The following is a 12,065-nucleotide window of genomic DNA, read 5'->3' on the forward strand; positions in this document are numbered from 1 at the left end:
CTTCTCCCGCTGTGGTATAGCCCTTGTCCCAATGGGGTTGGCCGGCGACCGCGCCGGACCGCCCTCGCGACGAACAGGGGGAACCGCATGGCCACGACCATCTCCGGGCTTGAGATCCTGGGTCCGCTCACGCCGGGCGTCGAGACGATCCTGACGCCGGAGGCCCTGGCCTTCCTGGCGGAGCTGGAGGGGCGGTTCGGGTCGGAACGGCTGCGCCTGCTCGACGTGCGGACCAAGCGGCTGGCCTTGATCGAGCAGGGCCACCGGCCGGACTTCCTGCCGGAAACCCGCGCCATCCGCGAGGCCGACTGGACCATCGCGCCGCTGCCGCACGACCTGCTCGACCGCCGGGTGGAGATCACCGGGCCGGTGGACCGCAAAATGATCATCAACGCGCTGAATTCCGGCGCGAAGGTCTTCATGGCGGATTTCGAGGATTCGAGCTGCCCGTCCTGGGCCAACCTGATCGAGGGGCAGGTCAACCTGCGCGACGCCGTGCGGCGGACCATCGCCTACGACGATCCCGCGTCGGGCAGGAAGTACCGGCTGAACGACAAGACCGCCGTCCTCAAGGTCCGCCCGCGCGGCTGGCATCTGGCGGAGAAGCACGTCACCCTCGACGGCGAACCGGTGTCGGGCGCGCTGTTCGACTTCGCCCTCCACGCCTTCCACAACGCGCGGGAGCTGCTGGCCCACGGCTCCGGCCCCTATTTCTACCTGCCGAAGCTGGAAAGCCATTTCGAGGCGCGGTTGTGGAACGAGGTCTTCTCGGTCGCCGAGGACTATCTCAAGATCCCGCACGGCTCGATCAAGGCCACGGTGCTGGTGGAGACCATCCTCGCCGCCTTCGAGATGGACGAGATCCTCTACGAGCTGCGCGACCATTCGGCCGGGCTGAACTGCGGGCGCTGGGACTACATCTTCAGCTTCATCAAGACCTTCCGCAACGACCCCGCCGCCGTCCTGCCCGACCGGGCGGAGGTGACGATGGCGACGCCGTTCCTGCAGTCCTACAGCCTGCTGGCGGTCAAGACCTGCCACCGCCGCGGCGCCCCGGCCATCGGCGGCATGGCCGCCTACATCCCGGTGAAGGACGATCCGGCGGCCAACGAGGTGGCTTTCTCCAAGGTCCGCGCCGACAAGGAGCGGGAGGTGTCCAACGGCCATGACGGCACCTGGGTGGCCCATCCCGGCCTCGTCCCCGTCGCGCGGGAGGTCTTCGACGCCTACATGCGCAAGCCCAACCAGATCGACCGCAAGCGCGCCGACGTCAGCGTGACCGCCGCCGACCTGCTGGCCGTCCCGGAGGGGCCGAAGACGGAGCGCGGTCTGCGCAACAACGTGGCCGTCGCCATCGGCTATCTGGAGTCGTGGCTGCGCGGTGTCGGCTGCGTGCCGCTGTTCAACCTGATGGAGGACGCCGCCACCGCGGAGATCAGCCGCACCCAGCTCTGGCAGTGGGTCCACCATCGCGCCAGCCTCGACGACGGGCGCCCGGTGACCATGGAGCTGGTGGACGAGACCATCGCCGAGGAGCTGGCCGCCTGGAAGGCCCGCGTCGGCGACCGCGCCTTCGACCACGGCCTGTACGAAGACGCCGCGGTGATGCTGCGCGACCTCGTGGAGCGGGACGACTTCGTGGATTTCCTGACCCTGCCGGCCTACGACCGCATCGTCGCGCAGGGGGCGTGAGGCTCCTCTCTGGACTCTCGTACCTACGGTCCCCCACCCTAACCCTCCCCCGCTGCGCAGGGGAGGGGACTGCCGCCGCTTTGCGCCAAGCTCCCTCCCTTGCGAAGCGGGGGAGGGCCGGGGTGGGGGCAACACTCAGACGCGTTCCCAGCCTGCCCGACCTGCTTGGCAAAAGGCGGAGGCTTCGCCATGTTCGCTGGCCCGTCCGCGTCCCGAGCCTGAGGTTCCGTTCCCGTGTCCACATCCGCCACCGTCCCGCCGGCCTCGCGCGGGGCCGAATCGCTCGCGCTGCTGCTCCTGGTCGGCGGGTTGATCGGGGTGATCTTTCCGGTCACCAAGATCGCGCAGGCGGCCGGCGTGCCGCCGCTGCCCTGGGCCTTCTCCATGATGCTGGGCGCCGGCGTGATCCTGGCCGGGCTGGCGCGTTTCAAACGGCAGCCGATGCCCCTGACCGGGCGGTATCTGCGCTACTTCGCGGTGTCGGGGCTGCTGTCCATGGCGCTGCCCAACGTGGTGCTGTTCTTCGTCATGCCGTGGCTGGGGGCCGGGCTGTCGGCGGTGGTCTACACGCTGCCGCCGATCCTGACGCTGCTGATGGCCGTGGCGGTGCGGATCGAAAAGCCCGACCGCGGCCGGGTGGCGGGCATCCTGCTCGGATTCGCCGGCGCGCTGATGATCGTCGGGCCGCGCGGCAGCCTGCCCTCGCCCGATCTGGCCGGCTGGATGGCGCTGGCCTTCGTCATGCCGGCCGCGGTCGCGGCGGGCAACGTCTACCGCACCGTGGCCTGGCCGCCGGGCGGGCAGCCGGTGGCGCTGGCGGCGGGGACCATGCTGGGCGGGGCAGGCTGGGTCCTGCTGGCGCTGCTCGGCACCGGGGCGGTGGCGGAATTGCCGGCGCTGGGCCTTGCGCCCGCACTGGCCCTGATTCAGATCGCGGTGACGGCGCTGACCTATGTGCTGTATTTCCGGCTCCAGGTCGTCGCCGGGCCGGTCTATCTCAGCCAGATCGGCTACGTGGCGACCTCGGTCGGGCTGGGCACCGGGACGCTGCTGTTCGGCGAGCGCTATTCCCCTTGGGTGTGGGGCGGGGCCGCGGTGATCGTCCTGGGCGTGCTTCTGGTCAGTTTTGGCCGGCGATTCGCGCGATAAGCTGTGGCATCGCCGCCGCGCACCGTGGTACCAAGGCCGGTCCGCGACGTCCGCGTCCTATCCTATTCGGTCCGTGATCCTTCCGGCATGCAAACCTTCCTGGAATTCGAAAAGCCGATCGCCGAGCTTGAAGGCAAGATCGAGGAACTGCGCCACCTGACCAACGCCGGCGACATCAACATCGCCGACGAAGTGACGAAGCTGCAGACCAAGGTCGACAAGCTCCTCCGGCAGACCTACGCGAAGCTCACCCCGGCGCAGAAGGTGCAGGTGGCCCGCCACCCCAACCGTCCGCACTGTCTGGACTATGTGAAGGGGCTGATCGACGACTTCACGCCGCTGGCCGGCGACCGCGGCTTCGCCGAAGACCGCGCGGTCATCGGCGGGCTGGGCCGCTTCCGCGGCCGCTCGGTCGTGGTGATCGGGCAGGAGAAGGGCCACGACACCGAGACGCGCGTGCGCCACAACTTCGGCATGGCCAAGCCCGAGGGCTACCGCAAGGCCCAGCGCCTGATGGACCTTGCCGACCGCTTCAAACTGCCGGTCGTCTCGCTGGTCGACACCGCCGGTGCCTTCCCCGGCGTCCAGGCGGAGGAGCGCGGCCAGGCCGAGGCCATCGCCAAGAGCATCGAGCGCTGCCTGCGCCTGTCCGTGCCCATGGTGGCCGCGGTCATCGGCGAGGGCGGCTCCGGCGGCGCCATCGCCATCGCGACGGCCGACCGGGTGCTGATGCTGGAGCACGCCATCTACTCCGTCATTTCGCCGGAGGGCTGCGCGTCGATCCTGTGGCGCAACCCCGACATGGCCGGCGAGGCCGCCGTGGCGCTGCGCCTGATCAGCCACGACCTCAAGGAGCTCGGCGTCATCGACCGGGTGGTGAGCGAGCCGATCGGCGGCGCCCACCGCGATCCGGCGGAGACCATCAAGGCGCTGGGCGACGCCATCGAGGAGTCGCTGGGCGATCTCGACGGGCTGGACGGCGCGGCGGTCCGCGCCCAGCGCCGCCAGAAGTTCCTCGACATGGGCCAGAAGGGCCTGGGGTAAGCTCCATGGCCGCCGCACCGGAGACCCGTCCCTCCAAGACCCGTCTTCTGCGTCTGGCGGCCACCGTCAACCTCGCCGCGGTGGCCGTGGCGCTGCTGGCCCTGTGGCTGCTGCCGCCGCTGTTCGCGCCGCCGCCCGGCATCGCCGATCCGGGCGCGCGCATGGCCTTCTGGGGGCGGCTCGCCCTGTGGCCGGCGCTGGTGCTGTTCCTGACGGTGGGCGGGGTGCTGGTCGCCCGCGCCCGCTCCGTCGCCCTGAACCCCATCGACGACGCCGAGTCGCGCCTCTACCGGGTCAGCCAGCGCGTGCTGACCAACACGGTGGAGCAGACGCTGATCTTCGTGCCCGCCCTGGCGGCGCTGGTGGCGCAGATGCCGCTGCCCGATCTCGGCTTCGCCCGGCTGGCGACCGCGCTGTTCGTGCTGGGCCGCCTGCTGTTCTGGGCGGGCTACCTGATCCACCCCTATGTGCGGGCGCCGGGCATGGCGGTCACGCTGACCGTCAACCTCGTCGTGCTCGGCTGGGCGCTGGTGCTCGCCGTCGGCTGAGCGGGGGTTACAGCCAGCGCCGCCGCTTGAAGTGGATCATCGGCAGGGCCGCCGACAGGACCATCAGCATGACCGCCAGCGGATAGCCGAAGGTCCAGTTCTTCTCCGGCATGTGCACGAAGTTCATGCCGTAGATGCTGGCGACCAGGGTTGGCGGGAACAGGGCGACCGTCAGGATCGAGACGATCTTGATGATCTCGTTCTGCTCGACGTTGATGCGGCCCAGCGTGGTGTCCAGCAGCAGGCTGACCTTGCCCGACAGGAACTGGGCGTACTCGCCGAGCCCCGTGACGTCCTGCAGGGCGGCGCGCGCCCAGCGCCGGGTCCGCTTGGCCGGGGTCCAGCCCTCGCCGCGGGCCAGGAAGGTCAGCAGGCGGTTGAGCGTCGACAGGCTGACATGGGCCTTGCCGATCAGGTGCCCGGTGTGGCCGATGCGCTTGAGCGTGCGGGTGTCGTCGCGCCGCTCCCCCTTGACCGGCAGCGCGCGCCCGCGGAAGGCGCGGCTGCCCATGGTGTCCAGCTCCAGCCCGACGCGGCGCAGGACGGCGGCGGTGCGCTCCACCACCCCGTCGAGCAGGGCGGCCAGGACCGCCTCGGCCGTCAGCTCCGCGCCGCCGCTGCGGGTGACGCGGCGGCGGAAGGCCAGGAAGGGCTGAGGGTCGACGGTGTGGATAGTGGCGAGCCGCCCGCCGGCCAGGACGAAGCTGACCGGGACGATGCGCGGCTGGTCGGTGTCGGCCCAGACCAGGACCAGCGCGGTCATGTGGATGGCGCCGGGAGTGATGCGCAGGCGGCTCGATTCCTCGATCTCCGCCATCTGCTCCCGAGTCGGCAGCTTGATGCCCATCAGCGCCTCGGCGCGGGCCAGCTCCTCCGGGGTCGGGTTCTGCAGATCGAGCCAGACGGCGTCGGTGGGCAGGGGAGTGGCGACGCCCTCGGCCTCGCGGGCCCAGCGCAGCCGGTCACCATCGCAGGCGAAGACGTGGAGCATGGCGGCCCGCTTTAGAGGAGACGGCCGAAGCGGCGCGGCTTGCGCGGCTGGGACGGCTCTTCGGCGGGGCCATCGGCGTCCCTGGCGGCGTCCCCGGTGGCATCCCCGTCCGGAAGGTCGGCGGGCGCACCGTCCCGGCGCAGCGCGTCCTCCAGCTTGCGGCGGAAGGCCCCGCCGTCGTCCTTGGAGTCGAGGAAATGCCCGACGGCTTCCTTCGCCGAGTCGCGGTCGTAGGGGACCTTGCCGAAGACCGACAGCTTGGCGCGCTCCAGCAGCTTCGGGTCCATCCGTTCGCGGATGGCCTTCATCTGGCGGAGCAGGTCCTTGCGCACGTCGGACATGGCGGGTCCCCCTCGCTTACGCGGTCACTCGCGGCCGATCAGCGTACCGGCCCCGCCCTCGGTGAAGATCTCCAGCAGCAGGGCGTGCGGCACCCGGCCGTCCAGGATGACGGCGGCGTCCACGCCCTGCTCGACGGCGTCGATGCAGGTCTCGATCTTCGGGATCATGCCGCCGGTGGCGGTGCCGTCGGCGATGGCGGCGCGCGCCTGGTCCAGCGACAGGCGCGGCACCAGCTCCTTGTTCTTGTCCAGAACGCCGGCGACGTCGGTCAGCAGGAAGAAGCGGGTGGCGCCCAGCGCCGAGGCGACGGCGCCCGCCGCGGTGTCGGCGTTGATGTTGTAGGTGTCGCCGTTGCGGTCGAAACCGATCGGGGCGATGACCGGGATGATGTCCGACTGGGCCAGCGACGTGAGGATCTGCGGGTTCACCTGATAGGGCTCGCCGACGAAGCCGAGGTCCAGCACCTTCTCGATGTTGCTGTCCGGGTCGCGCTGGGTGCGGCGCAGCTTGCGCGCGGTGATCAGGCTGCCGTCCTTGCCCGACAGGCCGACGGCGCGGCCGCCCGCGTTGTTGATGGCGGCGACGATCTGCTTGTTGATGGAGCCAGCCAGCACCATCTCGACCACCTCGACCGTCTCCTTGTCGGTGACGCGCAGGCCGTCGATGAAGCTGGACTTGATGGCCAGCCGCTGCAGCATCTGGCCGATCTGCGGGCCGCCGCCGTGCACGACCACGGGGTTGATGCCGACCTGCTTCAGCAGGACGATGTCGCGGGCGAACTTCTCCGCCAGGCTGTCGTCACCCATGGCGTGGCCGCCGTACTTGATGACGAAGGTGCGTCCGGCGTAGCGGCGCATGTAGGGCAGGGCTTCGGACAGGGTGCGGGCCTTGGCGAGCCACTCGTCGCGGGTCGTGTTCTGCACGGGATGGAGCCGTTCGTCGGGGTGGGCCAATCGGGTGAGATTCCGCCGACTCTTTAACGGAAAGCGCGAGGGGTGCCTAGGGGGCTTTTTCAGGGGGTGCCGCGTCCGGGAACCCTTGACCACGCCCGGCGGTTCGCCAAGGCAGGACGAGCCAGCAAGGACCCCGCCATGAACGACCGCATCATGCCGACGCCGCGCAACCCCTTCACCGAGGCCCACAAGGCGGAGATGGAGGAAACCGCCCGGCGGGCCGAGGAGATCGACGGCTCCCCCAACGCCCAGGAGGTGACGGAGGCCGACAAGGCGCTGAAGGAACGGGGCCGCAGCGACGGCAAGCCCGGCTGAGGAATCAGGCCGTGCCGGGGTGGCTGCCCCGGCGGCCGGCGATCCGCCCGGCCAGAAGGGTCATCGGCTGGGTCAGCGCGGTGACCACCACCGCCATCAGCACCATGGCGGAGAAGCAGGCCTCCGACAGCACCCCGGCCTCCAGCAGGATGGTCAGGACGATGACCTCCATCAGCCCCTTGCAGGACATCAGCGTGCCGAGCCGCCAGGAATCGGCGGCGCTCTCGCCCGACAGCCGGGCGGGCAGGGCGGTGCCCAGGACCTTGCCGGCGAGGGTCGCCACCGTCGCCAGCGCGAACACCCACCATTGCGCCGAGGCGGCGAGGTCGAGATCGACCTTCAGGCCGGTCAGGGTGAAGAAGAAGGGCAGCAGGATCAGCGTCGCGAAATGCTCCAGCCGGTCCAGGATGGCCGACGCGAGCCGCCGCGGCATGACCGTGCCGGCGACGAAGGCGCCCAGGATGTAGTGCAGCCCGATCAGCTCCGTCACCGCGGCGGAGCCGAGAAGGGCGGCGCAGGTGACCACCACCACCATGTCGCCGACGTCGCCGTCCGGGGCGATGCGGTTCATCAGCCGGGTCAGCAGGGGGCGGGCGAGCAGCGCCGTCGCTGCCAGATAGGCGAAGCCCAGGACGGCGATCTGCGCCACCCCGGCGAACCCGCCGCTTCCCCCCGCCGCCAGGGCCAGCACGGCGGTGATGAGAAGCCACAGCAGCGCGTCGTTGACCGCCGCGTAGCCCAGCGCCAGCCGGCCGACCCGCTCGCCGATCAGCCCCATCTCGCGCAGGATGGCGCCCAGCACCGGCAGGGCGGTCACCCCAACGCAGATGCCGAATCCGGCCGCGAACAGCAGCGGGTCGGCCTTCGGCCCGGCCATTTCGGGAAAGGCGCCGACGATCCGCCAGCCGAGCCCCCCACCGAGCAGCGTCGGCACGATCATGCTCGACAGGCCGATGCCGAGGAAGACGCGCCCGCGCCCCTTGAACTCCTCCAGGTCGAGATGCAGCCCGGTCAGGAAGGCGAAGAAGACCACGGCGAGCAGGGCCAGCCCGGAGAGCGGCGCCAGCGACTCCCTGGCGAACAGCGGTTGCCAGAGTTCCGGGGCGGCCTGCCCGAGAACCGACGGGCCGAGCGCGATCCCGAACAGGATTTGTATCACCACCATCGGGGCCACATGCTTCAGGCCGGACAGCCGCCACAGCAGGAACGGACCGGCGATCAGCAGGATGGCCTGGAGGAGGAACAGCAGCGCCGGGGTCGGCTCGACGGCCATCGGGTCATCCCAGGCTGGCGAGCTGGGCGAGGCTGGCCCGCAGCTCCGCGATGCCCTGGCCCTTCTCGGCGCTGGTGGCGTGGATCTCCGGGAAGGCGGCGGGGTGTTTCTTGATGGCCGCCACGGTGCGCTTGCTCACCTCGGCCAGCTCCTGCGACCGCACCTTGTCCGACTTGGTCAGGACGACGACGTAGGGCACCGCCGCCTGGTCGAGCATGGTCATGATCTCCTCGTCGTTGGGCTTCAGCCCGTGGCGCGAATCGACCAGAACCAACGCCCGGCGCAGCGTGACCCGGCCGCGCAGGAAGCGGCGGACCATGTCGTTCCAGAGCTCGATCTTCTCCTTCGATTCCTTGGCGTAGCCGTAGCCGGGCATGTCCACCAGCTTCAGCCGGTTGCCGAGGTTGAAGAAGTTGAGCTGCTGGGTGCGGCCCGGCGTGTTGGAGGTGCGGGCCAGCGTCTTGCGCCCGGTCAGCGCGTTGACGAGGCTGGACTTGCCGACGTTGGACCGCCCGGCGAAGGCGACCTCCGGCAGGTCGGCCTCGGGCAACTGCTCCGCCGTCTGGGCGCCCCAGATGAAATCGCATTCCTTGGCGAACAGAAGCCGCCCCGCTTCCAGGGCCTCCTCGTCGAAACCGGAGATCGGGGAGCTGCTGGAAGTGGTCATGGACGGCGCTTTCGAAAGACACGGGGTGCGGGTGATCGTGACCGGCCCAAAACATAACCGCCGGCAAACGCCCGTCAAGGGAGGCGCTTGCCGGCGGTCGATGCCCTGCAAACAGACAGGGAAATCAGGGAAGCCGGGTATCAGGTGAAGAGAACCCTCAGGTCACCTTCACACCGTCCTGCCGCATGATGATCCACTGCTGGGCGATGGACAGGGTGTTGTTCCAGGCCCAGTAGATCACCAGACCAGCCGGGAAGCTGGCGAGCATGAAGGTGAAGATGATCGGCAGGAACTGGAACACCTTCTGCTGCACCGGATCGGGCGGTGCCGGGTTCAGCTTCTGCTGGAAGTACATGGTGATGCCCATGATGATCGGCCACAGGCCCAGCATCAGGAGGTGCGGCGGCTGCCACGGGATCAGACCGAACAGGTTGAAGATGGTGGTCGGATCGGGCGCGGACAGGTCGTGGATCCAGCCGAAGAACGGCGCGTGCCGCATTTCGATGGTCACGAACAGCACCTTGTACAGCGCGAAGAACACCGGGATCTGGATCAGGATCGGCAGGCAGCCCGACACCGGCGAGACCTTCTCGCGCTTGTAGAGCCCCATCATCTCCTGGTTCAGGCGGACCTTGTCGTCGCCGAAGCGTTCGCGCAGCTCCATCATCTTGGGCTGCAGCTTCTTCATCTTGGCCATCGCGTGATAGGACTTGTTGGCCAGCGGGAAGAAGGCCGCCTTGACGATCACGGTGAAGACCAGGATGGCGATGCCGAAGTTGCCGAACAGGCGGCCCAGCAGGTCCAGCCCGTAGAAGAACGGCTTGGTCAGGAAGTAGAACCAGCCGAAGTCGATCGCCAGGTCGAAGTTTGCGATGCCCAGCTTGTCCGAATAGTCGTCGAGCAGGCGGACCTGCTTGGCGCCGGCGAACAGACGGTCGGTCAGCTCGATGGTGGCGCCGGGGGCGACCTCCACGGCCTTGCCGAGCGTGTCGACCTGGTAGCGGTCGGCGGCACCGGGGGCGGAGTGGACGAAGCGGGCGGTGATCGGGGCCTTCTGGTCGGGGACCAGCGAGACCAGCCAGTACTTGTCGGTGATGCCGATCCAGCCGCCGGTCGACTGGGCGGAGATGGTGCCGGCCTTGCGCAGGTCGTCGTACTTGTGCTCGTTCAGCTTGCCGTCGAAGACGCCGAGCGGGCCCTCATGCAGGATGTAGTAGCCGTCGGTGTGCGGCGTGCCGGCGCGGCTGACCAGGCTGTAGGGCAGCAGGCTGACCGGAGCGGACCCCGTGTTGCGCACCTTCTGGGTGATCGTGAACATGAAGTTCGGATCGACCGCGATGGTCCGCTCGAACACCAGCCCGTTGCCGTTGTCCCAGGTCAGGACCAGCGGCTGGTCCGGCGTCAGCGCGGTGCCGGCGGCGGTCCAGCGGGTGTCGGCGCCGGGAACCGGCTGCGACTTGTCCTCCGGAACCCAGCCGAACTCGGCGTAATAGGCCTCGGGCGTGCCGGCGGGGGCCAGCAGGACGATTTCCGGGCTCTTGGGATCGGGGGTGACGCGGTAGTCGGCCAGCGTCAGGTCGTCGATGCGGCCCCCAACCAGATTGACCGATCCGTGCAGCGACGGCGTGTTGATCTTGACGCGCGTTCCGGCGGCCATCTGCTCGGCGAGCAGGCCGGCGCGGTCGCGGACCGTGGCCGGAGCCGCCGTGCCGGGAACCGAACCGGGAGCGGCGCCCGGAGCGGGCGCGGCGCCGGGGGCGACCGACTGCTCCGTCTGGGCGGCCTGCTGCGCAGCCTGCTGCTGCTTCACCCGGGGTCCATCGTAGAAATACTGGAATCCCAGGAGGATGGCGATCGACAGAGCGATCGCGAGGATGAGGTTGCGTTGATCGGTCATGGCATCCCGGTTGCCGTGGGCCTTCTGTTAAGAAGGGGGCCGAACGCCGGTTTTCAGGCCGGCATGCGAATTGCTGCATCGATGCGCCGATTCGTCCGGCCCGTGCGAACAGCGGGTGGACCGCCCCGGTTCGGGCACGGGATCATATCCCCACCCGCCCCAGGGATGGCAGCGCAGAAGCCTCCGGACGGTCAGCCAACTGCCCCGGATCGCTCCGTGCTTAGATAGCGCATCCAGCGCATAGTTTGAACAGGTCGGCTGAAATCGGCAGTGCCACCCGATGAAGGGCGACAGGGTCCACTGATAACCGACCACGAGCGCGCGCAGAAAATAGGCGAGCGGGCTCACGCGCCGACCTCCCCGCCGCCGGAACCGTTGCCGGTCCCGCCGTTGGAAGTGACGGCGTTTGGCCCGCCAGTCGCCCCGTTCCCGGACGCGTCGCTCTTCGAGACTTCGCTCTTAGAGATATCGCGCCACAGGCCGAGGCGTTTCAGCGCCGCGATCAGATCGCCCACAAGCTCCGTCCACGGCCTTTCGGCCGTCGCGGCGCGGGCCACCAGCACGAAATCGTGACCGGGGGCCGCGTGGGCGGTCAGAATTTGGCGGGCCGCTTCGCGAAGGCGGCGGCGTGCGCGATTGCGCACGACCGCGTTCCCCACTTTGCGGCTCGCCGTCAGGCCAAGACGAATCGGCGGCTCGCCAGGGGCGGGCCGCTGCCGTTCGTCGTGTCGGCGCACCTGCAGGATAAGGCCGGGAGCCACATGCTTGCGCCGTGTACCGGCCACGGCCAGAAATTCCGGCCGCCGCTTCAGGCGCCCGACCCTGGGGTCCGGCGCCGCCATGCGTATCAGGCGCTCAGGACACTGCGGCCCTTGGCGCGACGGCGGGCAATCACCTTGCGGCCACCGACGGTCGCCATGCGGGCGCGGAAGCCATGCCGGCGCTTGCGCACGATTTTGCTGGGCTGGAACGTGCGTTTCACGGCACCATACTCCTCGATCTCAGGGCAAAAAATGAGCCCCGCTGTATAGAGGTACCGACCCCCGGAGTCAATCACGCGCTGCCACCCAAGCGTGGGAAATATTCTCCGTTCGGATGGGCAAAGACAAGAAGGGTGGCGCAAAGGAGGGTGAAAAGGGGTAGGGCCCTGCCTCCCCCGCCGTGTGGCGTGTTTACCCCCTGACATTCGCGAAA

General features: G+C 69.2%; 14 protein-coding genes. 5 read left to right on the forward strand and 9 right to left on the reverse strand.

The window, feature by feature from the left end; all coding sequences use genetic code 11:
* Positions 1-87 precede the first annotated feature (87 nt).
* The 4 genes from aceB (at position 88) to DXK32_RS19965 (ending at position 4,433) form a co-directional block, all read left to right on the forward strand.
* The gene (gene aceB / locus DXK32_RS19950; RefSeq protein WP_114860102.1) at positions 88-1,692 is read left to right on the forward strand and encodes a malate synthase A; all 1,605 of its coding nucleotides are present in this window, start codon (positions 88-90) and stop codon (positions 1,690-1,692) included.
* Between the two features lie 234 nt (positions 1,693-1,926).
* Positions 1,927-2,841, forward strand: a complete 915-nt coding sequence (locus DXK32_RS19955; protein WP_114860103.1) for a DMT family transporter — start codon at positions 1,927-1,929, stop codon at positions 2,839-2,841.
* An 87-nt stretch (positions 2,842-2,928) separates the two neighbouring features.
* A complete protein-coding gene (locus tag DXK32_RS19960) occupies positions 2,929-3,885 on the forward strand; it encodes an acetyl-CoA carboxylase carboxyltransferase subunit alpha (protein WP_114860104.1) in 957 nt (318 codons plus the stop codon).
* A gap of 5 nt (positions 3,886-3,890) precedes the next feature.
* Positions 3,891-4,433 (forward strand): MAPEG family protein, encoded by a 543-nt coding sequence (locus tag DXK32_RS19965; protein WP_114860105.1) that lies wholly within the window; start codon positions 3,891-3,893, stop codon positions 4,431-4,433.
* A 7-nt stretch (positions 4,434-4,440) separates the two neighbouring features.
* Here DXK32_RS19965 and DXK32_RS19970 read toward each other — a convergent pair whose 3' ends face one another.
* The 3 genes from DXK32_RS19970 to argB are packed head-to-tail and all read right to left on the reverse strand — an operon-like array spanning position 4,441 to position 6,689.
* Positions 4,441-5,424, reverse strand: coding sequence for a magnesium transporter CorA family protein (locus tag DXK32_RS19970; protein ID WP_114860106.1), 984 nt, complete (start codon positions 5,422-5,424; stop codon positions 4,441-4,443).
* A gap of 11 nt (positions 5,425-5,435) precedes the next feature.
* Positions 5,436-5,765 (reverse strand): hypothetical protein, encoded by a 330-nt coding sequence (locus tag DXK32_RS19975; protein WP_114860107.1) that lies wholly within the window; start codon positions 5,763-5,765, stop codon positions 5,436-5,438.
* A 24-nt stretch (positions 5,766-5,789) separates the two neighbouring features.
* Positions 5,790-6,689 (reverse strand): acetylglutamate kinase, encoded by a 900-nt coding sequence (gene argB / locus DXK32_RS19980; protein WP_109070784.1) that lies wholly within the window; start codon positions 6,687-6,689, stop codon positions 5,790-5,792.
* Between the two features lie 168 nt (positions 6,690-6,857).
* Between argB and DXK32_RS32270 the strand changes: the two genes are divergently transcribed.
* Positions 6,858-7,034, forward strand: coding sequence for a hypothetical protein (locus tag DXK32_RS32270; RefSeq protein ID WP_162801270.1), 177 nt, complete (start codon positions 6,858-6,860; stop codon positions 7,032-7,034).
* A gap of 4 nt (positions 7,035-7,038) precedes the next feature.
* On the opposite strand, the gene DXK32_RS19985 is transcribed toward DXK32_RS32270, so the two are convergent.
* The 6 genes from DXK32_RS19985 to rpmH all read right to left on the reverse strand — a co-directional run bounded on the left by DXK32_RS19985 (position 7,039) and on the right by rpmH (position 11,853).
* Positions 7,039-8,307 carry a cation:proton antiporter gene (locus DXK32_RS19985; protein WP_114860108.1) on the reverse strand — a complete coding sequence of 423 codons (1,269 nt, stop codon included), beginning with the start codon at positions 8,305-8,307 and terminating at the stop codon, positions 7,039-7,041.
* Positions 8,308-8,311: 4 nt separating this feature from the next.
* A complete protein-coding gene (gene yihA / locus DXK32_RS19990; RefSeq protein WP_114860109.1) occupies positions 8,312-8,974 on the reverse strand; it encodes a ribosome biogenesis GTP-binding protein YihA/YsxC in 663 nt (220 codons plus the stop codon).
* Between the two features lie 157 nt (positions 8,975-9,131).
* A complete protein-coding gene (yidC, locus tag DXK32_RS19995; protein ID WP_114860110.1) occupies positions 9,132-10,871 on the reverse strand; it encodes a membrane protein insertase YidC in 1,740 nt (579 codons plus the stop codon).
* 27 nt (positions 10,872-10,898) lie between these two features.
* Complete coding sequence (yidD, locus tag DXK32_RS20000) at positions 10,899-11,219, reverse strand: membrane protein insertion efficiency factor YidD (protein WP_014239278.1); 321 nt, start codon at positions 11,217-11,219, stop codon at positions 10,899-10,901.
* Positions 11,216-11,713 (reverse strand): ribonuclease P protein component, encoded by a 498-nt coding sequence (gene rnpA, locus DXK32_RS20005; RefSeq protein ID WP_114860111.1) that lies wholly within the window; start codon positions 11,711-11,713, stop codon positions 11,216-11,218. Before rnpA ends, yidD begins: the two co-directional genes overlap by 4 nt.
* Before the next feature lie 5 nt (positions 11,714-11,718).
* A complete protein-coding gene (gene rpmH / locus DXK32_RS20010) occupies positions 11,719-11,853 on the reverse strand; it encodes a 50S ribosomal protein L34 (RefSeq protein ID WP_014239280.1) in 135 nt (44 codons plus the stop codon).
* Positions 11,854-12,065: the final 212 nt, after the last annotated feature.

Origin of the sequence: Azospirillum brasilense (genome assembly GCF_003349955.1) — a bacterium.
GTDB lineage: Bacteria > Pseudomonadota > Alphaproteobacteria > Azospirillales > Azospirillaceae > Azospirillum > Azospirillum brasilense_B.

Coding starts and splice junctions, on each gene's coding strand:
- rnpA (WP_114860111.1), bottom strand. CDS start 11,713: ATGGCGGCGCCGGACCCCAGGGTCGGGCGCCTGAAGCGGCGGCCGGAA.
- aceB (WP_114860102.1), top strand. CDS start 88: ATGGCCACGACCATCTCCGGGCTTGAGATCCTGGGTCCGCTCACGCCG.
- DXK32_RS19960 (WP_114860104.1), top strand. CDS start 2,929: ATGCAAACCTTCCTGGAATTCGAAAAGCCGATCGCCGAGCTTGAAGGC.
- yihA (WP_114860109.1), bottom strand. CDS start 8,974: ATGACCACTTCCAGCAGCTCCCCGATCTCCGGTTTCGACGAGGAGGCC.
- DXK32_RS32270 (WP_162801270.1), top strand. CDS start 6,858: ATGAACGACCGCATCATGCCGACGCCGCGCAACCCCTTCACCGAGGCC.
- DXK32_RS19975 (WP_114860107.1), bottom strand. CDS start 5,765: ATGTCCGACGTGCGCAAGGACCTGCTCCGCCAGATGAAGGCCATCCGC.
- yidC (WP_114860110.1), bottom strand. CDS start 10,871: ATGACCGATCAACGCAACCTCATCCTCGCGATCGCTCTGTCGATCGCC.
- DXK32_RS19985 (WP_114860108.1), bottom strand. CDS start 8,307: ATGGCCGTCGAGCCGACCCCGGCGCTGCTGTTCCTCCTCCAGGCCATC.
- DXK32_RS19965 (WP_114860105.1), top strand. CDS start 3,891: ATGGCCGCCGCACCGGAGACCCGTCCCTCCAAGACCCGTCTTCTGCGT.
- DXK32_RS19970 (WP_114860106.1), bottom strand. CDS start 5,424: ATGCTCCACGTCTTCGCCTGCGATGGTGACCGGCTGCGCTGGGCCCGC.